17 protein-coding genes are annotated in these 24,059 nt (G+C 59.1%); 1 reads left to right on the plus strand and 16 read right to left on the minus strand.

Features of this window, described 5'->3' with window-relative positions; translation table 11 throughout:
- Window positions 1-16: 16 nt before the first annotated feature.
- From FFS21_RS04475 to hpsN, 9 genes are all read right to left on the minus strand, one after another.
- The gene (locus FFS21_RS04475; RefSeq protein WP_137923738.1) at window positions 17-1,030 is read right to left on the minus strand and encodes a Bug family tripartite tricarboxylate transporter substrate binding protein; all 1,014 of its coding nucleotides are present in this window, start codon (window positions 1,028-1,030) and stop codon (window positions 17-19) included.
- A 69-nt stretch (window positions 1,031-1,099) separates the two neighbouring features.
- Window positions 1,100-2,116 carry an Ldh family oxidoreductase gene (locus FFS21_RS04480; protein WP_137923739.1) on the minus strand — a complete coding sequence of 339 codons (1,017 nt, stop codon included), beginning with the start codon at window positions 2,114-2,116 and terminating at the stop codon, window positions 1,100-1,102.
- A complete protein-coding gene (locus FFS21_RS04485) occupies window positions 2,113-3,048 on the minus strand; it encodes a hydroxyacid dehydrogenase (protein WP_137923791.1) in 936 nt (311 codons plus the stop codon). The genes FFS21_RS04480 and FFS21_RS04485 overlap by 4 nt, the downstream gene beginning before the upstream one ends.
- Complete coding sequence (locus FFS21_RS04490; RefSeq protein ID WP_137923740.1) at window positions 3,048-4,223, minus strand: UxaA family hydrolase; 1,176 nt, start codon at window positions 4,221-4,223, stop codon at window positions 3,048-3,050. Before FFS21_RS04490 ends, FFS21_RS04485 begins: the two co-directional genes overlap by 1 nt.
- Before the next feature lie 68 nt (window positions 4,224-4,291).
- Window positions 4,292-4,573, minus strand: a complete 282-nt coding sequence (locus tag FFS21_RS04495; protein ID WP_137923741.1) for a UxaA family hydrolase — start codon at window positions 4,571-4,573, stop codon at window positions 4,292-4,294.
- A 136-nt stretch (window positions 4,574-4,709) separates the two neighbouring features.
- Window positions 4,710-5,723 (minus strand): alcohol dehydrogenase catalytic domain-containing protein, encoded by a 1,014-nt coding sequence (locus FFS21_RS04500; protein ID WP_137923742.1) that lies wholly within the window; start codon window positions 5,721-5,723, stop codon window positions 4,710-4,712.
- Window positions 5,724-5,737: 14 nt separating this feature from the next.
- Window positions 5,738-7,084 carry an MFS transporter gene (locus FFS21_RS04505; RefSeq protein WP_137923743.1) on the minus strand — a complete coding sequence of 449 codons (1,347 nt, stop codon included), beginning with the start codon at window positions 7,082-7,084 and terminating at the stop codon, window positions 5,738-5,740.
- A 117-nt stretch (window positions 7,085-7,201) separates the two neighbouring features.
- Window positions 7,202-7,978, minus strand: a complete 777-nt coding sequence (gene hpsO, locus FFS21_RS04510; protein ID WP_137923792.1) for a (S)-sulfopropanediol 2-dehydrogenase HpsO — start codon at window positions 7,976-7,978, stop codon at window positions 7,202-7,204.
- Window positions 7,979-7,989: 11 nt separating this feature from the next.
- A complete protein-coding gene (hpsN, locus tag FFS21_RS04515) occupies window positions 7,990-9,300 on the minus strand; it encodes a sulfopropanediol 3-dehydrogenase (protein ID WP_137923744.1) in 1,311 nt (436 codons plus the stop codon).
- 233 nt (window positions 9,301-9,533) lie between these two features.
- Between hpsN and FFS21_RS04520 the strand changes: the two genes are divergently transcribed.
- Window positions 9,534-10,538 carry a LacI family DNA-binding transcriptional regulator gene (locus tag FFS21_RS04520; RefSeq protein ID WP_249359133.1) on the plus strand — a complete coding sequence of 335 codons (1,005 nt, stop codon included), beginning with the start codon at window positions 9,534-9,536 and terminating at the stop codon, window positions 10,536-10,538.
- Window positions 10,539-10,898: 360 nt separating this feature from the next.
- Here FFS21_RS04520 and FFS21_RS04525 read toward each other — a convergent pair whose 3' ends face one another.
- From FFS21_RS04525 to FFS21_RS04555, 7 genes are all read right to left on the minus strand, one after another.
- Window positions 10,899-12,629 (minus strand): TnsB C-terminal domain-containing protein, encoded by a 1,731-nt coding sequence (locus FFS21_RS04525; RefSeq protein ID WP_137923746.1) that lies wholly within the window; start codon window positions 12,627-12,629, stop codon window positions 10,899-10,901.
- Window positions 12,630-13,796: 1,167 nt separating this feature from the next.
- Window positions 13,797-14,807 (minus strand): TnsD family Tn7-like transposition protein, encoded by a 1,011-nt coding sequence (locus FFS21_RS31910; RefSeq protein ID WP_171020320.1) that lies wholly within the window; start codon window positions 14,805-14,807, stop codon window positions 13,797-13,799.
- Between the two features lie 594 nt (window positions 14,808-15,401).
- Window positions 15,402-15,896 (minus strand): hypothetical protein, encoded by a 495-nt coding sequence (locus FFS21_RS04535; RefSeq protein WP_137923748.1) that lies wholly within the window; start codon window positions 15,894-15,896, stop codon window positions 15,402-15,404.
- Window positions 15,897-16,271: 375 nt separating this feature from the next.
- Complete coding sequence (locus FFS21_RS04540) at window positions 16,272-17,840, minus strand: hypothetical protein (protein ID WP_137923749.1); 1,569 nt, start codon at window positions 17,838-17,840, stop codon at window positions 16,272-16,274.
- A 4-nt stretch (window positions 17,841-17,844) separates the two neighbouring features.
- Window positions 17,845-19,086: a hypothetical protein gene (locus tag FFS21_RS04545; RefSeq protein ID WP_137923750.1), complete on the minus strand. Its 1,242-nt coding sequence runs from the start codon at window positions 19,084-19,086 to the stop codon at window positions 17,845-17,847.
- Window positions 19,087-20,459: 1,373 nt separating this feature from the next.
- Window positions 20,460-22,340: a site-specific integrase gene (locus FFS21_RS04550; protein ID WP_137923751.1), complete on the minus strand. Its 1,881-nt coding sequence runs from the start codon at window positions 22,338-22,340 to the stop codon at window positions 20,460-20,462.
- Window positions 22,341-23,108: 768 nt separating this feature from the next.
- A complete protein-coding gene (locus FFS21_RS04555) occupies window positions 23,109-23,759 on the minus strand; it encodes a hypothetical protein (RefSeq protein ID WP_137923752.1) in 651 nt (216 codons plus the stop codon).
- Between the last annotated feature and the right edge of the window lie 300 nt (window positions 23,760-24,059).

The raw sequence follows: 24,059 nt of genomic DNA on the forward strand, positions 1-24,059 counted from the left end.
CGCCGGGCAGCCGAAGTCATTCCACGCGGATACGCTTCTCTTCGATGACCTTGGCCCACCGGGTCACCTCCGTACCGAAGTACTCCGCAAACGGCGGTCCGCCTTGCGGAGCCGGTGTGAAACCGGCGGCCGTGATGCGTTGACGCACCGAATCGGATGCCAGCATGCGCACCACGGACGCCGATATCTTTTCCACGATGGGTCGTGGCGTGCCCGCCGGCACCATCAGGCCCGTCCAGTTCTCGACGATCAGGTCTGGGTATCCGGCCTCCGCGACGGTGGGCACGTCCGGGAGCAAGGGATGGCGCTCGCGCGTCGTGACAGCCAGGGCGCGCAGCTTGCCCGACTTCACATACGCCAGCGACTCGGGAAAGTTGGAAAACACCACGTCGATCTGCCCACCAATCAGGTCCGTCATCGATGGCGCCCCACCCTTGTACGGCACATGCGTCATGTTGGCCTTGCTCTGACTCTCGAAAAGCGCCAGTGTCAGATGGGGCGGCGTGCCATTTCCGCTGGAACCGGCATTCAACGTGGATTTCTGCGCGGCTGCCGCCAGCTCCTTCAGGGATTTGATCGGAGAGTTGACCGGCACCACAACCACCATGGGCGACGATGCCACCCGCACGACCGGCAGCAGATCCTTCTGCATGCTGAATGGCAAGGAGGGAAACAGCGTCACGTTCGACGCGTGCGTCAGCGTCACAGCCAGCCACGTGTACCCATCGGCAGGCGCCTTGGCAACCTGGTCCGCGCCAATATTGGCATTCCCGCCGGGCTTGTTCTCGACGACGATCGTCTTCTTCCATTCCTCCGTCAGTTGCTGGGCAACCGTACGCGCCATGAGGTCCGTCAGTCCGCCTGCGGCGAACGGCACCACATACCGGATCGGCTTGTCCGGATAACTCGCCATGACATCCGGCGGTGCCGCGGCCACGGTTCGCGGCCCCGCCAGGGTAGTGATCACTGCCAACGTCGCGAACGCACAGCAGATGCCTCTGCGCGTACCAAGGTGAAAGCGTCGATGCATGGGTTGTCTCCTTTGTGGTCGTCAGCCTGTCTTTGCGCAGGCTAGCCGCTGTACGGATGAGGGATTGCGTTAAGCTTCGATGGACTCTCCTGCCAAGGCGCGTAGTTCGTTCCACAACGCCTCCGGTACTTCTACTCCGCGTTCTGCCGCTTCCATTCGGGCGCGATGCCGCCGCTCGCCTGGCACGCGCGCGCCATCGTCGTCCAGCATGGCACCGAGCAGCGCTTCGACACGCTCCGCATAGGCCGCGCTTCCTGCAAACGCCCCCGGGTCCATCACCAGGAACAACTGGCCAATGCGCGGTCGATTCCCTGCGTCGTCGAAAAAGGAATCGGCTTCCGCACCGAACTGCGCACCGGCCAGCGATGTGACCAGCAGTTCGACCATGAGCGCCAGCATCGCGCCCTTGACGCCGCCTGCCGGCAGCATGGACCCGCGCAGCGCTGCCTTCGCGTCCGTGGTTGGCTGGCCGGCTTCGTCCAGCGCCCAGCCCAGCGGGATCGGCTTTCCCTGCTTTGCCGCGACCATGATCTTGCCGCGCGCCACCTCGGATAGAGACAGGTCGATGACGACCGGCGGCTTGCCGCGCCGTGGGAACACCGCCGCGATCGGGTTGGTGCCGAACAGCGGGCGCTTGCCACCCCATGCAGGCATCGCAGCCGGAGAGTTGCCCATTGCAATGCCGACCATGCCCGCTTCGGCAACCGCCTCCAGCGGCAACGCCGCAGCGCCAAAGTGATGGCTGTTGGTCACGGCCGCAATGCCCACTCCCGTCACACGCGCACACGCAATCGCCTCCTTGACGGCGAGATCGCACGCTGCAAACGCGAAGCCGCAGGCCGCATCGACCAGAAGCGAGCTTGCGCGCTGGCCGCTGGCCACTGGCTCCGCGTGACCGTCAACCCGGTCATGACGAAGGTGCGCCACATACATGGGAATGCGCGAGACACCGTGCGATGGCAGCCCTACGGCGTCTGCACGTACCAGCGCCGAGGCCGTAGCCGAGGCTTGCGCCTCGCTTGCACCCGCACGGCGCAAGGCAGCCGTTGCCGTACGCGCCAGGGCGTCCAGGCGAACAAGAGTCATGTGCTGGCCTCCAGTGTTTTGCGTACTTCATTGGCGATCATCATCGACACCCGCGCGTTGGCTTCCTGCGTGACGCCGCCGATATGCGGCGTCAGAATCAGGTTGGGCGCGTTTGCCAGTGGGCTGCCTGCCGGCAACGGCTCGTTGCCAAATACGTCCAGCGCAGCACCGCCGATATGGCCCGCACGCAAGGCATCGGCCAATGCCGCCTCATCCACCACGCCACCTCGGGCGGTGTTGATCAGCACAGCGCCGGATTTCATCGATGCCAGACGGCCCACATCGAGAAGATTCCGCGTGGCATCGACCAGCGGCACATGCAGGCTCACTGCATCGGCCTGGGCCAGCAGCTCGTCAAGCGGCACGCAGCGCACGCCAGTAGCACGCCATACGGGATCATCGGCGGAGAGCATCGGATCATGGGCGATCACCTGCATGCCGAAGGCTTGTGCCAATGCCGCCGTGCGCCTGCCGATATCGCCGAAACCCACAAGGCCCAGCGTCTTGTCCAGCGCTTCCCGGCCATCGGACAGCCGGGCACGTGGCCATTTTCCGGCGGCTACCTCCGCCGTGGACAGATAGGCGCCGCGCAGCAGCACCGCAGCCGTGGTCACCACGTATTCGGCAACGGATCGCGCGTTCGCACCGAATGCCGGGATCACGCGAATCCCGCGTTGACGACAGGAATCGACATCGATGTTGTCCAGACCCACGCCCAGCCGCCCAATCACCTTGAGATGGCTGGCCGCGTCCAGGAGCGCCCCATCCACCTGGGTGCGATTGCGCACGATCAGTCCGTGCGCACCGCCCAGTCCTTCCAGCAGATCGGCGCGCTGGTCCACCCACCCCGGTTCGTATCGCACATCGAAACCCGGGGTGAGGGTCTGCACCGCTGCCGAGTCCATGAACTCGCTGATGCAGATCTGCTTCATCATGCGGACTCGTGGATGCGGGTCAGCACGAACTCGCGGTGACCGAGTGCCTCGGCAGCCGTCCAGCGACCATTGATGGTGGCCATCATGCATTCGAGCAGCTTGTCGCCCGTCTGGTCCAGCGTCTGTTCGCGCTGCAGCAGCCCCGAGCAGTCCACGTCCATGTGCTCGCTCATGAGACGCACGGTGCGCGGATTGGCACACAGCTTGATCACCGGAACAATCGGGTTGCCGATCACGTTGCCCTGCCCGGTGGGGAAAAAGTGGACCACGTAACCTGCGGCGGCGCACAGCGTCACCATCTCGGCGGCGGCCGACGACGAATCCATGAACCAGAGGCCCGGATGGGTCGGCTCTTCCGCCTTGTCCAGCACGCCATCGACGGTGCACTTCTTGCCGATTTTCTGGATGTTGCCCAGCGCCTTCTCTTCGATCGTGGTGAGCCCACCGGCGATATTGCCCTTGGTCGGCTGCGACTCCGACAGGTCGGAGGTCTTCCAGCGGTCGATCATGCCCTGGTAGCGCTCGAACATCGCCATGAACTTGTGACGCACCTCGTCGTTTGCGCAGCGGTTGGCCACGATGTGCTCGCCGCCAGTCAGCTCCGAGGTTTCGCCGAACACCAGCGTCGTGCCCAGCGGATGAAGCTTGTCGAACGCATTGCCAACCGTGGGGTTCGCGCCGCAGCCCGACGTGGTATCCGATTCGCCGCACTTGGTGGAAATCCACAGGTCGCCGATCGGGCATTCCACACGGTGCTGCGCCGTGGCGTACTGGACGAACTCCTTGGCGGCCTTCGACGCACGCATGATGGTGTTGTGGTCGCCATGGCCTTCGATGCCGAAGCCCACCACAGGCTTGCCCGTCTTGGCAATGCCGTCAACCACCTTCTTGGTCCAGCCATCTTCGATGCCAATCACCACCACGGCGGCCACGTTCGGGTTGCTGCCTGCACCAATCAACGTGCGGAAGTGCAGGTCCAGATCGGGACCGAACTGGAGTCGGCCATAGGGGTGCGGAATCGCCATGGTCCCCTTGATGGCCACCGCAACGGCTTCTGCCGCAGCGTTGGAGAGATCGTCCAGCGGCAGGATGATGACGTGGTTGCGAACACCGACGCGACCATTGTCGCGGCGATATCCCCAGAACGTGGTGTTTTGATCGATGACAGACATGACGGGTCCTCAGAGTCTTGGAAAGGGGGAGCGGAATCGCGATGGACTGACGTGCGGGACGTAGCGGCTTACCAGCGCTTCGTCTTGATGTTGTGCACGTGAGCGTGTTCGCCAGCCTTGATGGGCGCGACGACCTTGCCAATGTCGATGCCGTACTTGTAGACGGTTTCGTTCAGCGCCATGTCGCGCAGCGCCACCTTGTGCCCAATGGGAATCGGTTGCAGCGCAGTCACCGTCACCACCTTGTCTTCATCCATGATCCAGGCGTTGAGCTTCGTGCCCGGCTCGATCCCTTCGACCACGGCCACCGCAACGGTGTCCTTGGCGTCATGCAGTACGACGTGAATCATTTTTTGTCTCCTTCGTGTGGGTCAAGCGTGAAACCATCGTAGGCGTTGAATTCATCCATGTCAACTAGCTCATATATATGAGTTGGATGGGCAAAAAAATCCGGAGCACCCGTGCGGGCGTGCCCCGGTGTTCAACTCAGTTGAATTCCGGCAGCAGCACGACCTTTCCGGCGGCAACGCGTCCCGCAGCAAGGTCGGCAAAGGCCGCCGGCGCATCGGAGAGCGCGCGGGTTTCCACCCAATCCAGCGCCCCGAAACTGCCGGCCTCCAGCGCTCGCACCGTGGCGTGCATGTCTGCCATCGTGTAGGTGTAAGTACCGAGTAGCGTGATCTCGGCCAGCGTCAGCTTTCGCATGTCGATCTCGCTCGACCACGCCTGCAACCCGATATGCATGATCACACCCCCGGGTCGTATGGCTGCCATGGCGAGGTTGCGAGTGGGTGCCGCACCCACGGCGTCGATGACCACATCGAAGCTGGAATCGGCGGGTGGATCGGCCAGGGGATCGATGACATCGCACCCCAGATGGCGGCGAACGGAGGCTTGCCGCAGCGCATTGGTTTCCGCGATGCACAAATGCCGGCATCCGTAGGCACTGACCAACGCCCCCGTCAGCATCCCGATGGCCCCGCCCCCGATGATCAGCACACGGGCCTCGGGCAATGGCCGGGACATGGCGCGCATGGTCAGGTTGACAGCATGAAGCGCCGTGGCCGCCGGCTCGGTCAACGCTGCGCTGACGCTTGCCATGGCGTCCGGGATGGGAATCGCGCAGCGTATGGGGATCGCAAGATACTCCGAGAGCGCCCCGGGCCGGTTCATGCCGACCATGCCCCGGTTTGCGCAGAGGTTGTCTCGCCCTTGCAGGCAATAGTCGCAATGGCCGCAGGTAATAAGCGGGTTCGCCGTGACGCGCTGCCCCACGCGCATGCGGGATTCGTCGGAGGAAGCGACGACGGTGCCTGCAAACTCGTGGCCCAAAACGAGGCCAGGTTTGCGGCGCGGGTCGTGCCCATGATAGGCGTGAAGATCCGAGCCACATATTCCGCTCGCATCAATACGCAGCAGAAGCTCGCCAGGCACCAGCGCTGGCATGTCCCGATCCAGCATTGCGACGGCATCGGGCTGTGTGTAAACGATGGCTTTCATGGATTTTCTCTTCATCAGGTTTTCGACGGTTCCAATCCGACCGCGCCGCCGTGCGAGGCGCGACTGGCAATCCACATCGTGCAGCCCGCGCTCATGATGCCGATCGCCAGCACATAGGCGCACAGGTACCACGGCTGTCCGCCGGCCTTGGCACTCAGCCAGGTAGCGATGATGGGGGTCAGTCCTCCCGCAAAGACACCTGCGAACTGATACACGAACGAGATGCCCGTGTATCGCACACTGGGATCGAATACTTCCGAAAACATCGAGGACATCGTCCCGAAGACGGCGGCATGGAAGATGCCAAAAGGAATGATGATGGCGGCCCAGACCAACCACACGTTGCCCCCGGAATGCTGCATCAGCCAGAACGCCGGGAACGCGGACAGCCCGGCCAGCAGCGCCCCGGTGCCGTAGACAATTGGCCTGCCCACGCGGTCGGAGACGGCGCCCCACAGGGGAATGAAGAAGGTCATCACGAAGGCGCCAATCAGCACTCCCAGCAGCGCATGGTCTCGCGTCAGCTTCAGCGTCTGTGTCAGATACGACAACGAATACACGCCGAACACATTGAAGAAGACGCCGTCGATAAACCGCGCGCCCATGCAGGCCATCACGACGCCGGGGTAGCGGCGCAGCATGACCATGAATGGCAGGCCGGGCGTTTTTTCGCGGCTGTGCTGCGCGGCGGCAAATTCCGGAGATTCCTCCACATGGGTACGCATGTAGGAGCCGATCAGCACCATCGCCGCACTGAGAAGAAAAGCAATGCGCCATCCCCAGGCCAGGAAGTCCTCGTCCGAGAGGAGCAACGACAGAACGGCAATCACGCCACTGGCCAGGACGAGTCCGAGCGACATGCCGGTCTGTGGCAGGCTGGCGAAGAAGCCACGGCGTCTGGCCGGCGCGCTTTCAAAGGTCATCAGGACGGCCCCGCCCCACTCCCCGCCCAGTCCGATGCCCTGCGCCACCCGGCATACCAGCAGCAGAATGGGCGCCCATACGCCGATCTGATCGTAGGTGGGGATGAGACCAATCGCAGTGGTAGCCACGCCCATGATCATCAGCGTCAGCACCAGCATCTTCTTGCGCCCGAGCGTGTCTCCGAAGTGTCCGAAGATGATGCCACCCAGCGGACGCGCCACGAATCCCGCCGCGAATGTGGCGTAGGCCAGCAGCGTGCCAACCATCGGATCGCTCGATGGGAAGTACAGCTTGTTGAATACGAGGCCGGCCACCACGCCATACAGAAAGAAGTCGTACCACTCCACCATCGCGCCGATGGTGCTCGACGTGACGACTTGCCGCAGCTTGCGTCGCGCGTCCGTTGCGGAATGCGGCGCCGTTGTCTGCTTCCTCATGCTTGTCTCCTGTGAAGTCTCTGCCCGGTGGCGCGCTTTTCCTGCCGCGCTCTGTCTCGGGCTTTCAGACGGCTGCCACGTGCGCGTCGCACGCCGTCATCGGATGGTTTGCGTGCGCTATCTGGCCGTATATCCTCCATCCACCATGAAGGTCTGTCCGGTAATGTAGGCCGCCATGTCGCTGGCAAGGAATGCCGCGAGGCCATGCAGATCCACGAGTTCGCCATTCCGCCCCACGCACGTGCGGCTTGCATGGTGCTGTGCGAGCGACTCGTCTGCGAAGACCGGGCCTGTCAGTGCAGTGGGAAAGAAACCTGGTCCGATGGCATTGCAGGTGATGCCATGGCTCGACCACGCCTCGGCGATGGCGCGTGTGAGTTGGACAATGCCTCCCTTGGCTGCGCCATACGGCGCGCTGTTGGCAAACGCCCGATAGGACTGCAGCGATGCGATGTTCAGTATGCGTCCCCAACCCCGGGCCTTCATGGCCGGCGCAAGCGCTTGCGTCAGAAAGAACGGTGCGCCCAGGTGGGTATCGAGCTGGAGGCGCCACGATGCCGGGGTGACGGCGCCAAACGCCTCGCGCAAATTCATGCCGGCCGCATTGACCAAAATATCAATCGCTCCATGCTTGCGCTGCAATCCGTCGGCCGACGCGACAATGGTGTCGAGATCGGAAACGTCGCACGAGTACGTATCGACCGCAATGCCCTGGGCATCGAGCCGTGCCGCCGCGGCGTCGAGTTGTGCCCGCCGCCTGGCCGCCAGAATCACACGCGCACCGCACGTGCCCAGTGCCACGGCGATGGCTTCACCTATACCGGAACTTCCGCCCGTCACCAGCGCCTGGCGCCCCGAAAGATCAGGTGCCGGCCGCGCGGCTGCAATGGTCAATTGGCTCACGATCAGACCTCGACGGGCGTGCCCATCTCGAAGCGCGCGTTGGGAAAGTACTTTGCCATGCGATCGTCCGCAGTGCGTGCATGCGCCTCCATGCCTTCGAGCCGCGAGATGCGTGCGGTGACCTGTCCGATCTGGCGCGCCGCCTCGCGCGTCATCTTCTGCCAGGTCAGTGTCTTCATGAACTTGTGTACCGACAGGCCGCCCGAATAGCGCGCGGCGCCTTTGGTCGGCAGCACATGGTTGGGGCCGCTGGTCTTGTCTCCAAACGCCACGGTTGTTTCCTCGCCCAGGAACAGCGAGCCATAGCATGTCAGGTTGGCCAGCCACCAGTCGAGATCCTCGGTATGGACTTCCAGATGCTCGGAAGCATAGCGGTCCGAGATCTCCACCACCTCCTCGCGGCTGTCGCAGAGGATGACTTCGCCGTAGTCGCGCCACGCTGCCGTGGCCGCATCTCGCGCAGTGGGCGGCAGCTTGTCGATGAGCGAAGGCACCAACGCCATGACCTGTTCGGCCAGCGCGCGCGAGGTGGTGAACAGCCAGGCAGGCGATTCATGGCCGTGCTCCGCCTGGCCGACGAGGTCGCTCGCGACAATGGCTGCATCGGCGCTGTCGTCGGCAATGACAGCGACTTCCGACGGGCCCGCGAACACATCGATGCCCACTTGCCCGAAAAGCGTACGCTTTGCCTCCGCAACGAACTTGTTGCCGGGGCCCACCACCACATCGGCAGGCTTGCCGGTGAACAGGCCATAGGCCATCGACGCAATGGCCTGCACGCCGCCCAAGGTCATGATGACGTCCGCGCCAGCGGCCTGGAACGCGTAGAGAACATGGGGATGGATACCCTGGCCACGGAAGGGGCTCGAACATGCCACCACGGTTTTCACGCCGGCCGCCTTGGCTGTTGCCACACCCATGTAGGCCGACGCGATATGGGCATAGCGCCCTGCCGGTGCGTAGCAGCCGACCACATTCACGGGCAAGACGCGCTGCCCGGCGATGACGCCCGGGTGCAATTCGACGGAAAACTCCTGCAACGATTCGCGTTGCGCCACCGCGAAGTCTGTCACCTGGCGGATCGCAAAATCGATGTCGGCGCGAACTGCGGCAGGTACATCGCGCGTTTGCAGCCGGATCTGATCGGGCGTCAGCACGATGTCGCCGGACCAGCTATCCAGTTGCTTCGCGTAGTCGCGGACCGCACTCTCTCCGCGCGCCTGGATTTCGCCAAGCATCTCGGTCACAACCTTCTGCGCAGCCGCCGCTTCCGTCTGGGGCGTCTTCTCCGCTTTTTTCAGGTACACGATCATTTCAGGTAGTCTCCGTGTTTTTCGATGATGTAAGCGCTTTCATTTCTGGATAAAGCTGCCCAAGAACACATTCGTGAAAAGCAATGCAAGCGCTTACATGGAGGATAGGAGACAGTGCGCAGGGCGCAAGGAAGGGTATTCCCGCAGACTTGCCAACAGACGCAATGGCGGTGAGTGACACCCACCCCGGCGCATATGGGTCACAATTCAGCATTCGACGGCGGAGCCATGAAGTGCCGAAATCAAGACTGGAGGATGTAGCGAAACTTGCGGGAGTCTCCACCGCGACCGTGTCGCGGGCGCTCACCTCCCCTTCGCTGGTGCGGGAAGATACGCTGGCCCGCGTGCGCGACGCGATCGATGCGCTGGGCTATGTTCCCGATGCGTCGGCCAGGACGCTGGCCTCGGGACGCTCACACACCATTGCGGCTGTGGTGCCCACTCTCGATAACGCCATCTTCTCGCACGCCATCCAGGGGATGCAGGAAGTGCTCGCCGCTGCGGGGTATCAGCTTCTTCTCGGGTCTCACAATTACGACTCGAATACGGAAACCGATGTCGTGAGGGCCCTGTCAGAGCGAGCCGTCGATGCCATGGTGTTGGTCGGCGCCGACCACGCCCCGGAAACGCTCTCGATACTCAAGCAATCACAAACCCGCACCATCGTCACCTGGGCGCTGTCCAACGCGCTTCCCTGCATCGGATTCGACAACTTCGAGATCGGCGCACTGGCTGCCAGATACCTGTTCGACCTGGGGCACCGTCATTTCGGCATGATTTCCGGGATTGCACGGCACAACGACCGCGCTCGATTGCGCACAGAGGGCTTTGTCACCGCGCTGCGCGCCTTGCGCGCCGAGTTACCGCCACAAGCTGCATGCGAGCAGCCCTACTCTTTCGCCGGTGGACGCGCCGGACTGCAAGACATCCTGCGTAATTCCCCGACCAGGCCAACCGCTGTATTTTGCGGCAACGACGTGCTGGCGCTTGGATGCCTCTTCGAAGCCGCTGCCCTCGGTATCAGCGTCCCGTCCCAACTGTCGATCGTCGGCTGCGACGACTTGCCGATCTCCGCCGAGATCGCGCCAGGTCTTACCACGGTGGGCCTGCAAAGCAGCCTGCTGGGGAAAAAAACCGCAATTGCGTTGCTGCGCTGGCTGCAGGATGGCGTCGAGCCGGGACGGACCGAGATGCCGATCTCGCTGATCGAGCGCGGCACTACGGCGCCACCGCGTTAAGTTGTGACCGGCAAACTCAATGCTTCCGATCACCCACCGGACGGCTGGCAATTGCGGCCGGGGAATACGGTTTGTCAAAGAAGCGCGATTCCTTGGTCTTCGCCACAAATTCCCAGAATAATCAAGGCTATAGCTGACCTTCCGGCTTCTTTGTCAAATGGATCCGAAACGAAGATGGCAAGATTTCCGTCGAATGACGGATTGAGAGGCTTACGAGATTACGGTTTGTCAAACGCAGTGTGCAGCGCGCGCCGCCTCGCAGCGAAGCCAACATGATGCTTATCCTAGCAAGTAGTCAGGCCGCTCCGTAAATGCATCCAGTAAAGTCGCGTCTCAGCTTCTGTGCCCGCGCGCCCAAAATCAACGGGGGCTCTTGCGGAAGCGTGCAAGGTACTCTTGCAGATCGAACTTCTGGCCGCCAATGCCACGAGAATTCGTCGATTTTTTCGATGCCGAGAGTTCCTCGTCGAACTCGAGATCCGTATCCTGCGCGGAATCATCGACTTCTGCCCCCTCCGCGCCATCGACCACGGTCATCACGGATGACTGCTGGTCCGCCCTATCCGACTTCCTACGGCGTCGTTTCAGTCCGTTGGCCTCCTCTAGTCCCGCGTTTTCGCCGTAGGACCTTAAGGTCGCCTGCGTCGGCGGCAGGTCGAGGTAATCAACCCGGAGCTCTCCATCCGCACCGTTATACACTCTCTTCCATTTTGCTTGCAGCCGGAATGGACTTGGAACAAGCGCCAGCTCTACGACGAAGTCTTTGCCAGGATAGCTTTCCGCCCACGACTTAGCATCTTCAAGAAGAAGCCGAGCGTTTTTTCGTTCATCCTTTGTGCCCTCGGCACCCGCTCCGAAACGCATTCTGTCATCCCAAACTTCCCCCTCGATCAACGTGCGTGGTTCGAACTTCAGTATCTGCGCAGCAAGCCTATCCAAATCAACTGGCTCAGCCGCGTCGCCCACGAGTTCGCTTTGCCGCGCCCTGTGGATTTCGGCGCGCGTCGGCGCAACCTCCTCCAGGTTCATGTCTCGCGTCAATGCCAGCTCGTCTGTCCTGCGCTTAAGATTCAAGTCGTTAACCGCATTGGCGACGATCCTAACAAGCGATCGCATCTCCAACTCTACTTCGCCATGCTTGTGCTTGACTGCTACCGCATTTCGAGTGCTACGTTCCTTCTCTTTAGCCTTTTCCTCGGCGGTCGCCCGCCGCTCTCTGCCCACTAGCTGCTTCATCGTAACAAAGCCGCGGGGAAGCGCGGCATATGTTTCCAAGAGTGCATCCTCAAGTTGAGCTGACGAAGCAATCTTCTTTTTTACACCTGCGCGTTCGTTTACGGCGGCCTTCAAAGGCTTGTGCACACCTTCCACCGTCCCCTTGTCGACAGCAACATAGGGACGCGTAACCGCAATATCCATGAAGGCTGCTCCCGTGACGTAGACCTGCATGAACTCAGTGCAACCCGGCCCCCTGTCAACCAAAACCTCACCATAGAGGCCTGACACTATCCCGTGCATCTTTTTGGGGTCGAGACCAACAGCTTCCAACAGCGTCTTCTTGTCAGCCAGCGCCCAATAGAGACACTTCCTATAGGCTTGCGTCGTTTCTCGCCCGATCATTACGTAGAACCCGACAATCGCGCCTGTAGAGCGACTGCACGCGACAATAACCGTTGCATATCCCAGTCGCTTTCGAACTCCGTTTTTGCTGCGGCCCACGACGATGATCTTACGGAATTCCGTGGCATCCATCTCGATAGTCTCGATAATGTCCGCATTGCGATCGCGCGCCCGCCCGCCGGGTATCTTCATCTTCGCTGTGCCATGCGCAGCAGCATTTATAGCGTGAAGCTTCGCCCTAATTTCGCCCTCACGCGCCTTCAGTATTCGCTTACGGTGGTAAGCGACCATAAACTCTGTCGGCCTGTTGTTGATCTCACTGAAACTAGCGGGCCCCACATAGAACCGATTTCGGAACGTGGTCCAAAACTTGCCTCGGCTTCTGAGCAAAGCGACAGTTGCGTCAACGTCGATTGCCCCGTTTTCATAAAGCTTGGGCGCATCAACTATGCTGTTGATCAGCGTCTCCACGCAGGTACGCCACCTTGCAGTCATCCCTTTTCGCGTTCGAGGCGTCCAGGACTCCAACTCCTTGGCATCCATCGGACCGACTCGCACACCGGTCTCACTCGAAACTCGGGGGGTGCCAGGAGGGTCGCTCGCCCCACCCCTAGGAATCAGGGCAGCATCATCGCCTCCCATTCGAATCCAGCGAAAGAAGAGTCGCTTGAGTTCGGCTTTGTCCACACCCGTCCGTTCGGCCTCATCATGTAGGACATCATCCCGAAATCGGGAGTCCAAGAACATCGCGTCGAGACCTCTCTCACGAAGGCGCGGATTGCGTTGATCGCGGGTGCCGATAATTCCGCGTAGCGCGTAGCGTGCCGAATCCCATCCGCTCCCAATTTCCCCAATGAGGGGGGGAGGACAAAGGCCCAGCGCAGGTTTATGCTTCAATCGTTCTGCCCGGAGACACTCTGCCACCCAGGTACGCTGGGCCACCATGCGAGGATGGGACCAAGTGTCTGGAACAAACTCCACAGACTCGCGCATCGCTGGTGAGATTTTCGGATCGTCAGGAAGAATCAAACTTTGGCGACGGCGATTCTGTGGCTGCGCCAAGTCATACAACACAAATTGCCCAACATACTGATCCAACGGGATTAAGCGGTAGAAGGACTCACAACCGCTCTCATCGACCATGCGGACAGGCCTAAACGGCGGGTTGACATCCTCGGTCATGTGTAGTGCGCGTAGTCAGATGCGATCTGCACGATATCTTGCGCGGACAATTCCCAGTCCGCCGCGCGCCCGCGGTTTCTCCGAGGCCTGCGCTGAAGAACTTATTGCGTTAAGCTTAGTCCTGATTTCCATTTCGCGCCCCTTAAGTATTTGTCTGCGGTGATAGTCGATCATAGTTTCCGTCGGCCTGTCGTCGATCTCCGAGGGGCTGACAGGGCCGACATAGAACCGAGTCCGAAAAAGCTCCCAGAATGCTCGTCGAGTTCTGAGCAACGCCAAGGTCGCATCGACGTCGACTGCCCCGTTTTCGGTACGAGTCGACTTATCACGATATCTTCAAACAGCATTTCGATACAGGAACGCCATCTCGCATTCATAACCGGCATTATTCCCCCTCACATCGCGATACCGATTGAGTTGTGCGGCATAGGACGCACCCATCTCGATTACGCTCATTTATTCATCGACTCCAAATATCTTAAAATTTTCTAACCCTTGAAAACTTACACGACGAGCAAAAAATTCCACATCTGTTTCCACCATGTTTCTTGCTATCGCGGCAATACGCTTACTGTCCTTCTCAGCCTTTGACATCGCATTATTCGTCACCCCGATCTCCCTCAGTATCAATGCGCGCGAACACCGAACTGGTGGAAGTCTGCTTTTAATTTCAAACACGACTTTATTAATCCTTTTAGCAAGGATCTCCCTTTCCTTAGAAAGCATAGAAATACGCTTCCTCTCTTTCCTTGAATCCATACTTCTTTTTAACTCAAACATCCAATTTTTATCATTTTCCCATAGCCAGCTACGTGCAGAAGATCCGCCATTTCTATTTATCTCTGTTATGCTACTAGCACCTGCGTTGACTAGCGCCATAACCAAAGCTCTATGCTTATCCCGTCGGCACTCAAACTGCCGACGGCAGTATGTCGCTTCTAGTCCGTGTTGATATTTAATGTACCTACATACATCCCTGAGCTCCCACCCCCCAATCTCGGCAATCTTAACCTTCGAATAACCCTCATCGATGAGGATCCGGACATCAGATATAACATACTGGTGATCCATTTCGAAGATTGCCGGTTTAATCGAGCGCTCCACAGCACCACAAATAATATCCATCTGCTGCGTTACATTGACGACTTCTTCTCCGCTCAATTTTTGCTTATCGCCCCCTTGCGCTCCAATTTTCTCAAGGAAGTAGTCAAACAAAATTAAGAAAATCGGATTAATAGTCTTTTTGTAACTCGATTTTATCCACGCAACAATATGATTCATTCTGTACGACGATAGAGACAACTCACGGAGAGCTGGGGTAGGCAGTGACCCTCTGCAGAAATTGCGATAATCCAATTCTAGTCGACCGACATTAAATTGCAGTTCGGTGTCCACGTAATCTGCTGCCCGTAAAGCACGCTGCAGCCGAATGCGTATTGCATCAGGATCCCGTGCTTCCGTTGCCATCCGTGCTCCCACCTGAGCAAACGCCCTCGCGCTTTCGCTTGCCAGCCTCTCCCTGGGGGGCGGCGGTGCGCCACCGGGTACTCGGCGGGTCAACACATTGCCACAATCAAAACACGCCGTCATGAATGGAATCTGATCTTGACAGACCAATACTCTCACGCCGAAAAGCTTCCATCGCTTCCATTCGCATGGTTTGCAAGTTAGCGCCGGATGTTTGGATTCGCAAACCCAAAGTGGTAGGGAGAACCGCGAGAGAGCGGCTTCTTGTCCCGCTACCGCACGCGTGATTAAGTTTTCGCGTCGATCCGGGGGAAGCCCTAGACTAGCCAGCGCACAAAGCGTGTGCTTCTCGAGAAGTTCCTCCACCGTGTACATGCCCTGGGACATACATTCCAGCTGCGACAGTGGAATGGTCACGGTCGAAAAAGCTAGGTAGGATTGGTCCGCCCACGTCAACAAGCTAGAGGTGTTGTCGCCACCGCTCCATGATGTCCCGAGAAGCAAATCCGCAATACTTCCAGCCGTCGCGTTGGGCGGCAACTCGACGATGGGTACTGCAACTATCCTCTCAGATGCCGGTTTCATAGGGCACCTTCACCCGCGCGTTTCCTGCAATTTTCCCATCTCCCGCGTGACCAACTTTATCGGCAAGTGCGGCTGAATCCGTTCGCGAAGGTCGACGTGCAGGTATCCCAAAACTATGGCTGCCACGACCCAGCGATACAGATCGTTCAAGCTAACTGGGTCCCCTGGCATGAGCCCGAATTTTTCCCGTAGCGCATTGTCCTCACGAATAGCCAAGTGCAGGCGCTCAAGGCGGGTCTTCAGCGGCGTCTCCGATTTGCGCATGAGCCTTTGGGCTATCGTCTGCGCGGGGACTCGCATAAGCTCAACGTTACTGTGACGCACTGTTTCGTAAAGCCAAATCGCGTTCTTTTGTTCGGTGACGGAGAAGACCTCCAGATCGGCCTTCTCCATCGTGAAGCCGAGTTCAGCGAGCTTCGACGCCTTTTGTGCTGCGATGGTCCGAGTGAACAGCGCATGAAAATGACACTCACCCCTGGCGTTCTTGGCTTCCAGCGTCAGCACGCGGGGTATCGTTACATCTGGTCTCAGCGCCACTCTCGCGGCTTCCGTGAAGTAGATCGGCACGTAGCAACGTAGGTCGATGACATACGCGCACGTCTTCAGAGGAAAATCGAGTTGCCGCAGCGTCTCAGCTTGGTAGCAAAGTCGACTACCCCCGCGAATGCTACGACTGGACCCATAGGTTGAATTGATGGACGGCTTGGGAGCGAAGGTGTTGTGCATATACCCTACACCCGTCGCATTGCCGAACCGATCTATGGGCGGCATGTCTAGGGTTGGTCCACGGACACAAGTAGCAGCCAACGTTTTTAGCGAGATTGGTGGCATCGCATCCTCCTCTGTGGATCGAGCGCCTGCCTGGCGCAACAGGTGACTTTAAATTGTCTTTCTCACGCGAAACGCATCGTGAGACTCGACCACGCAACGCACAACGAGCTCAATGGCAGGTTGCGCTCTGGCTTTGCTCCATGCCTGCACGGTCAATCCCGTCTCACGACGGATGGCCTCGAGCGAGGCACGTGTTGGCGGCATCCGCCGCCGAATCCTTCGTGCAGCAGTCCCAATGCGACGTGCCAAGAGCGTGTACTGCCCCGACTCGGGCATGCTGTCGCAACGCGGCCGATGTGCTGCTCGATGCCGTTTTGCCGCCAGCGCGGTCGCGAACGACTGGATCCATGGCCCATCATTTGCATAAAGCCATTGAATCGCACTGTTTCCCCCCAGCTTGCGCAGCATCGACAAGCTGGCGTCAGGCCATCGTTCGCTCAGCTCCAACAATACCGCTCGCGCTTCAGTGAGATGGACATTGCGTTGCACCGCGCGATATTGGTCAGAAAGACCGCTCACTCGCACATAATCATGGACTGCGTCGTAGGTTGTCTGAAGGAGCCGGCTCATCTGTGTACGCGTACAGCCAACAGCAAGAAGGCGGGGAATATCGTCGAACGCATAGTGCCTTCTTGGATCAACCGGCAGAATTCGTGCCGATTCCACTCGCGCATGCCAGACGCTCGCCTGCGATTCTGGGATACTCGGCTTCGCCTTCGTATTGCCCACCGGTACAGGAGGACTTACCCCATATGCGCCACCAATGTTGAGAAAGCAGTCCAGCAGCATGACGAAGACCGGGTGGATTGTCCTTGCTTCTGACCGCAGCCAACCTAGTATGTGGGCCATACGAAGCGGATACTGTGATACCTCGCGTAGGCCGGGATGCGAGACGAAGCTCTGACAGAAGGTGTTGAAATCCTTCTGCAAGGGGCTGATTCGGTAATACGTTGTAGATGCATAGCCAGCCGCATTCAGAGCATCACTTAGCCTTGCACGCACCGCTTTTGGCGAAGCAGATTCCTTTGCCAACCTCTGCGCAATCTGTGCGAAAACGACGGCGTTGCCCTGAGCGGCTTGCCCATGTGGCCTCGGTGGCGCGGGCCCCGCAATCCGGCGACTAAGTAGGTTTCCACAGTCAGCACAGGCCGTATTGAAAGGGATCTGATTGCGACAATCCAGCGCCCTCACCCCATACTGCTGCCATCTCGCCCACTCACACGGCCCGCATGTCATTGTCGGCTTCTTGTCATCGTGTAACCAGTTTTGCAGCCGAGGTGGTGCGTAAGTAGTTGCGCTACCGTTCACTGCCCGCGATACGAGATTGGCGCGGTTGGCCTCCGACAATCCGAGTCCAGCCAGCGCACACAACGTGTTGTTCTCGAGTAGACGAGCAACCGAATACATACCCTCAGAACGCAATTCGATCTGCGATAGTGGCAGCGTGACTGTAGCGAATGCCAGTGGCGAGCGATCAGCAAGAGAAAGCTCGTCCGAGGTATAGTCTCCGCCGCTCCAAGCACGCCCAACCAGCATGTCAGCGATACTGGCGGCAGTTGCGTGAGGAGGCAATTCCACGATCGGTACAGACAAGCGACTACTAACGTTGGCACTCACGACGTCATCTCCTGCGAGCCAATGCGAGCGGTAGTGCATCGCGAAACTGGGCGAGCAGCGGCCTTGTTACTTGGCCTTTCTGGCACATCATCTCGAATGCTACGAGAGCACCGCTATACTCCTGCCTGATCGTGCTAGCTACATCGCCGATGACCTTCTTGGGCTGCAATCCTTCTACATGGATACCCCGCGCTATCAGTCCCGCTGCAGCGTCAACAAGATCTCGACGCCCGTACAGGGAACCGATCATTTCCGTTAGCGGATCCAGTAACGACTCGTCGAGTTCGAGCGTGTTGACTAGACACTTGGCCACATTGGCCGCGTCGTCCTGGTCGATGGGGCCAATTTCGATGACATTCGCGGGAAAAGCGCGCCGAAATTCGGCACTGCCTTCGCAGTCAGCAATGGCTCCCGATGCGACAAGCACCGGAACGATCCCCGCTAAGCGCAATGCATACGCGATCTTCCAAAGGTCCTCGCCCTTGCAATGGATATCGCCCCAATCATAGATCACCACCATAGCGACGCTCGACATCTGTAGGTGCCGTATCACGTCCAGCGTTCCAAGGCGACCTCTTCCGCATTCGATTCCAAGTCTGGCTCGTACATCCAGTCCTCCGACCTGGTCCAACGCTTTCACAATCGCATCGAGAATCTCAGATTCTGCATTGCTTCGTGGCATCGCCACCGGCAACAGCGGAACCTGACGATAGATCAGCTTACGTACGTCCACAACATTCCCGGCATCGTCAACATCGGTCCACGAACCATGGGGAATGGGAGTTCCCAGGAATTTGCAGAGCGCCTTCACGCCCTTTTCGAACTGTACATACGTCGGCGCGCATATCGCGAGACTTGCGCAGATCGGCGAGGTCGGAACTATCACCTCACGACTAGCAGCGATGGCAGCCACTTTATGACACCAGTCGATGTACCGGCGCGTCATTGAACCCGTGACGACGCGAACAAGCGTCAACATTTCGAATAGGACTTCAGCATCGAGCCTGGTGCAGGGGTAGTGAGTGTGGATTCGTTCAAGCAATCTTTCGTATGGGGACTGCCTGCTGTCCACCTCCTGCCGTGGCGTGGGCAAAGACTTGCCATACAGTTCATCTGCAAATTCAAGAACTGAAGTCGTTGGCTTCGGCAGTTCCCGCAGCAATTGGCCAGGTGCGGCACTAAGCATCATTTCGAGCTGCTGCAGATCCATCAACCGCCCATTTGGTCCTTTGACTTTCATCGGCATCGCATTCCCCAAATGGGTGCAAAATCTGCTACGTCTCGAAGGATTCTTTGCCCGGCAAATCGTACTGAGCATCGATACTCGATGCCGTCAGCGGAGGAAGCACGAAGGATTCGCCTGTCGCGGGAAGCGAGACCCAAACCCGTACACACGAAGGAAAGAATGAACGATGATCCCGCACGCCTTCGCTGCAGCAGTACGCTGTTCTCAGGATTGCCTCCAGAGCCGAATGCCGGAATCAAAGCCTTCTGGGCAGGCTACGAGCAGCGCAGCGTCCAGCCAGCCGTGCCAGCTAGCGACGAATGCCGGAATTTTCTAGGTGTGCCTGACACCGCGATACCCTGACGCTGCGCAGCCCCGTGCTACTACGTCCGACCGATGAACTTTGCATTGTCTGGGAGAAAATTGCATCGCGTCTGTAGGTGAACTCTTCGCGCATTGGGATCGCCAGGCGAGCACGGCTTGCGAACGCCATTCGAAGCGCCTTAAAGTTTCCTCTGCTTGACGGTCCCGAATCCTGTCCAAATGCCAATCGACGTACCTTCGAAGGAACCGATTATCAAGGATATGGTGTAGCCCGCCGATTCCAATTTCGACGAGCTCTAAGAATTCCCAGCCTTGGACCTGCGACACGCAACTCCGCCGCCGGGCAGAGTGGTCGAAAATGGTATCGTGACGATGCACATCCCAGCTCATATGCAGGGCATTTGGCGCAGGAGATACCTTGCCGATCAACGGCTTCCCGAGAGACCACGGCTCACCCGTCAGACCCATTAGCGACACAAAGGACCAAGATTGACGCCTTCCTCGGGGTTTCATGATGGCCTGCCGGAGCATTGTTGCAAGCTGGCTCGACTTTCCAGCATCGCTGATGTGGCGCCCGGCACCGCAAGTCGCAAGATTCGAGGGCAGCCCGTCTGAGTCGTAATGCCCGGATGGGCTCGTCCCAAAGCAGCGGTTCCAAAGCGCGAATTTTGCGAGCCACAGCCGTCGAACATGGCCAGCAAACTGGGAAGCATCTGGAGCGGATTCCCATCCTACGCCGGGGAAACGATCCTGCACCGCAGCAGTCAATTTTGAATGTGCTACTGGCGCGCCTACCAACCGAATGTGAGAAACCGTTGACGCATGCATGGCTCAACTCCTCCGAGGCTCGCCCCTTCCAGATGCGGTGGCAATTTGCCTGATTCGGACTGAACCATAGAGCACGTAAATTTTTTTTCAAGGGCCAACATCAACGGAGTACGACGTCACACATCAATAGCGCCCACCGACATCATCGCATTATGATTTTTCATTTAATATAATTAACGCTATACGGTTTATATAACCTAGTAAGTTAACACGCAATATTCACTACGTTCTTCTTGTTAACTTTAGAAGATACCAGTCCGCTCCAACTCCTGTGCTCGGCGCTCGGCCTCTGCGCGTACGTACACCGATGTGGTGGCGAGCGATGCGTGACCCAGCTGGCTCTGCACGACATCCAACGCGACGCCATGTGCGACCGCATGGTTGCCAAAGGAATGGCGCAGCCAGTGCGCCGTAGCGCTAGCTAGACGCCGCGCCCCTTCGGGGTCATCGCTCTCCAACGCACGCGCTGCATCCTCAAAGAAGCCCTTATAAATCGCGTGGACCTGTTCGACTGACAGGTTCCCCACTTTTCCATCGGCCTTCACGCGACCAATCAAAGGCGTTGCTGGATGCAGACGCCCAACGTCTTCTGCCAGACCGCGATTCTTCAGATATCGTGTCAGCTGCCACATGACCGTATGGGAGACATGAACCTCTCGTTCAATCGTTCCCTTTCCAATGAACACTAACGACCAGGTTCCACGGGGATTGTCGGGAAGGTCGTGATGCACAAGCTGGCCCACAGTGGCCCTAGCTTGCTCAGAGATACGCAGCCCTGTCGCGTACGCAAATCGCAGCATGAACTGAAGTCGCATGCTGCGCGGATCTTCTTCCGGCAGCTCTGCGGCATATCGTTGCAGGAACGCCCATTGCGACTTCGTAAAGCTTCGCGAGATCTGAATTCTCGTACCCGCCGCCTTTGGTTTCGGCAGCAAAGAGAATGGGTTGTAACGCAGATATTGCGCGTCGACTAGCCAGTGGCAAAGATTGCTCACCACCGTGTAGCTCTGGCGGATGCTGGTTGGTGACAGCGGACCAGCGAACGGTCTCCAGTCATACCGAAAGCGTGGCACGCCGCGCGGGCCGACCCATCGCTCTGTCGGCTGTGGATCGGCAAGGAAGTCGAGGAATGCGGAGCAATCCTCTACGGTCAGGTCGGATAGCGCCTTTCCTCGTTCGAAGACAGCCCATAGCAGCAACCTCTCTGCATGACAGCGGTAGGTCTTCCATGTAGCGCTTCCCTCCGGACCATGCACACCCAGCCAAGCTCGTATAGCACTCAAATCATTTTGAGCGTTTGTTCTCGCAGGCGTACCTGGCGGCGGCCGGTTTTGACCATCACGGCCGTCATATGCTGTCGGCAATTGAAGTGACTCCAAGGGGGCGACCATGGCGGCAGCCGGCCGGAGGCTGGCGAGCATTTCACGAGATGCTGTACGGCGCGATGCCAGTGCCGCAGGCGGCATGTCGCCCAACGAAGACCCCGCATCAATGAGCCAGGCCGTCAACCGGCGCCCCGTGGTCGGTCCAATGCCATGTGCGAGGGTGTACCACCGCGGCCCGCGTAACACCACTTGCTGCTTCAGGTCCTGTAGGGTTGGTAGCCCAGCTCGGGTAAGCCGGGCGGCGACCGCCGGCGAAAACCAGGCCGCAACGGAATCCTCGGGAGCTGGCGCCCTGGTCAGGTACGGCCGCACTAGGTCAAGCGCCGCCAGTTGTCGAGCACGCCGCTTTCGTTGGCCGTCTGAGTGCTCCCCAACGACGGCAAACAACTCCTTCCACGTGCCTTCGTCGAGCACATCGCCAAGCCCATCGGCTGATTCCGCAGCTGATTCCGTACTGGCAAGCTCGGATTGCAGGCATCGCACACCACGGAGCAGTTCCGCTTCTATCACCCGCAGTTCTGCGGTAGCCGCTCGCCGGTCTGCCCCGGTCTCCAGGTAGCGCGCGCCAAGGTCCGCCAAGTCCAAGCCTTCGACGACGCCTTTATAGAACGCAAAGTGCTGGGCGCCCAGATATCGCACAGGAGAAATCGGCGCCCCCGGGCCCCGACGACGCTTAGCCGGTGCTTGGAGAGTCTCCCCGTCGGCCGTCCCTTTTTCCTCTGGCTTTTTGTTCGCCATGGCGCGCCCTCCTTCGCATCAACGACATCGGGAGGCCCGCTGGGATTCGTACCACAATCGCCTATCCAGATATCCGTTGATATCTTGATAGGTGAATTTGCTCCGCAATACGAGCGGCATTTTTGAGCAGGAGTTGACGAAGGCGTCTGCGCGACATGCGGACGGCGGCAGCCCGTTGCAGGGCCCTCTTCCTTAGAGCGGCAACATCCTGCCGCTTAAGCAGAAAAGCCATCGTAAGCGCCGCATTTTTGAGCCTTACGGCAAACGATCAGCTTCGGAACACCAAGTCGCACGGAGGTATCGGCGGCCAACGACACTCCGAAGGTGAGAGATTTTTCCAGGCTCTCTCACCTTTGAAGTCCTTGACAACGGAGTTCGCCTTGTCGTTGCTCGATTCAAATGAGGGAGAACGAAATGCCATCCAGGAACTCTGCGACAGCGCAGATCACGGACGGTTAGCAAAGCCCCATTTTTCCAAGAAGGAGACAAGCGCGCCGCTAGCTGCCCGCACTGCAGAACGGTTGTTGGAACGACCTTGCACCGCCGAGATGCCCCGTTCAGCGACAGGAAAGGTTTGGCGAAGAGCATCCTCGCCGCAGTTTGCGACGTTTGCGGGACGGTGTCGCGACACCCGCGCAATCCACGTCGGCCATCCTTGCGGCTCGCCGCTGAGAAGCCTGCACGACGCCCGGCTCTCGCTCCTCTGCCGACAAGAAAAACGAGCACCACAGAGGGCGCCCGTTAGGAGAGGTGTTTGCGACTATCCCATCAGATAAGCTGCTCACCCTCCTGGTCGAGGCCGAGCACCGGCTCGCCATAGGGAGGGAGTTCATCCATCCAGAAGTTCCACCTGAATGGAAAGACCACCATACCGCTCTCGCCTGCATGGGCAAAGCACCGGCGAAGCTCCATGTGATACTCATAGAACTTGTCTTCACCCACCGACTTGACGGCCTCCTCCCACGCGTCGAAGTCTGCGACCAGCTTCGCACAGGCCACCGGACCGAACGTCGCGCCGGTCATGCCGTATCGGAACAGCTCCCAGAACGGACCGCGTCCGCCGGTCTCGGGATACTTCTCTTCGTCCTCGACCAAAGCTGCCACCGCTTTGAACCACTCCGCGGGCGTCCTGCGACCTTGCAGCGGCTTTCCTGGTGAAATCAGGACAGTGAGCTTTCGGCAGTAGTTGTAGAACCACGGATTATTGCCATCGTCGTAGCAGAACATCTCCCGGCTGCTCGGCTCGAATTCGTAGGCAGCCTCAGAAAGCATACCCTCTGCGAGTTGCGGATACGAACTCGGCGCGACCACTGCAACCGTGGAGCATTTCTTTGCCAACAGCGAATAGTGAAAGCTAAGGGGGTCAGGGGTCCTGGCCAAATTCGAGATGGCAATGAAACAGCAATAGCGCACACCCATAGGAAAACTCCAGCGAAGCTAGCATTGGAAGATGGCGTGTCAAACATGAGGCCAGCTTCCGCAGCGATGTTGTTGAGCAGGTCTTTGACCTCGGTTCTTGCCTGCCGACAGAGCGGCTTGCAGAGAGGTATATCGCGGAGTTGCTTAAGGACGGCTCGCTGGAGGAACGCTCCGACGGAAATCACCGTTGATTCGCAGGCGGATATTTATTTTGTAACAGAGGAAAGGAAGGCCGGCAGGCAGCTGTCCCGCTGCGGCGCATTGGAGAGATCGGGTTCGGCGAAGGTGGAAAGTCGAGAA

The sequence above is a fragment of the Cupriavidus sp. 2SB genome (assembly GCF_005503625.1).
Classification (GTDB): domain Bacteria; phylum Pseudomonadota; class Gammaproteobacteria; order Burkholderiales; family Burkholderiaceae; genus Cupriavidus.

Coding starts and splice junctions, on each gene's coding strand:
- FFS21_RS04550 (WP_137923751.1), bottom strand. CDS start 22,340: ATGGCGAACAAAAAGCCAGAGGAAAAAGGGACGGCCGACGGGGAGACT.
- FFS21_RS04505 (WP_137923743.1), bottom strand. CDS start 7,084: ATGAGGAAGCAGACAACGGCGCCGCATTCCGCAACGGACGCGCGACGC.
- FFS21_RS04490 (WP_137923740.1), bottom strand. CDS start 4,223: ATGTCTGTCATCGATCAAAACACCACGTTCTGGGGATATCGCCGCGAC.
- FFS21_RS04480 (WP_137923739.1), bottom strand. CDS start 2,116: ATGACTCTTGTTCGCCTGGACGCCCTGGCGCGTACGGCAACGGCTGCC.
- FFS21_RS31910 (WP_171020320.1), bottom strand. CDS start 14,807: ATGGCAACGGAAGCACGGGATCCTGATGCAATACGCATTCGGCTGCAG.
- FFS21_RS04545 (WP_137923750.1), bottom strand. CDS start 19,086: ATGCCGATGAAAGTCAAAGGACCAAATGGGCGGTTGATGGATCTGCAG.
- FFS21_RS04500 (WP_137923742.1), bottom strand. CDS start 5,723: ATGAAAGCCATCGTTTACACACAGCCCGATGCCGTCGCAATGCTGGAT.
- FFS21_RS04475 (WP_137923738.1), bottom strand. CDS start 1,030: ATGCATCGACGCTTTCACCTTGGTACGCGCAGAGGCATCTGCTGTGCG.
- FFS21_RS04495 (WP_137923741.1), bottom strand. CDS start 4,573: ATGATTCACGTCGTACTGCATGACGCCAAGGACACCGTTGCGGTGGCC.
- FFS21_RS04555 (WP_137923752.1), bottom strand. CDS start 23,759: ATGGGTGTGCGCTATTGCTGTTTCATTGCCATCTCGAATTTGGCCAGG.
- FFS21_RS04485 (WP_137923791.1), bottom strand. CDS start 3,048: ATGAAGCAGATCTGCATCAGCGAGTTCATGGACTCGGCAGCGGTGCAG.
- hpsN (WP_137923744.1), bottom strand. CDS start 9,300: ATGATCGTGTACCTGAAAAAAGCGGAGAAGACGCCCCAGACGGAAGCG.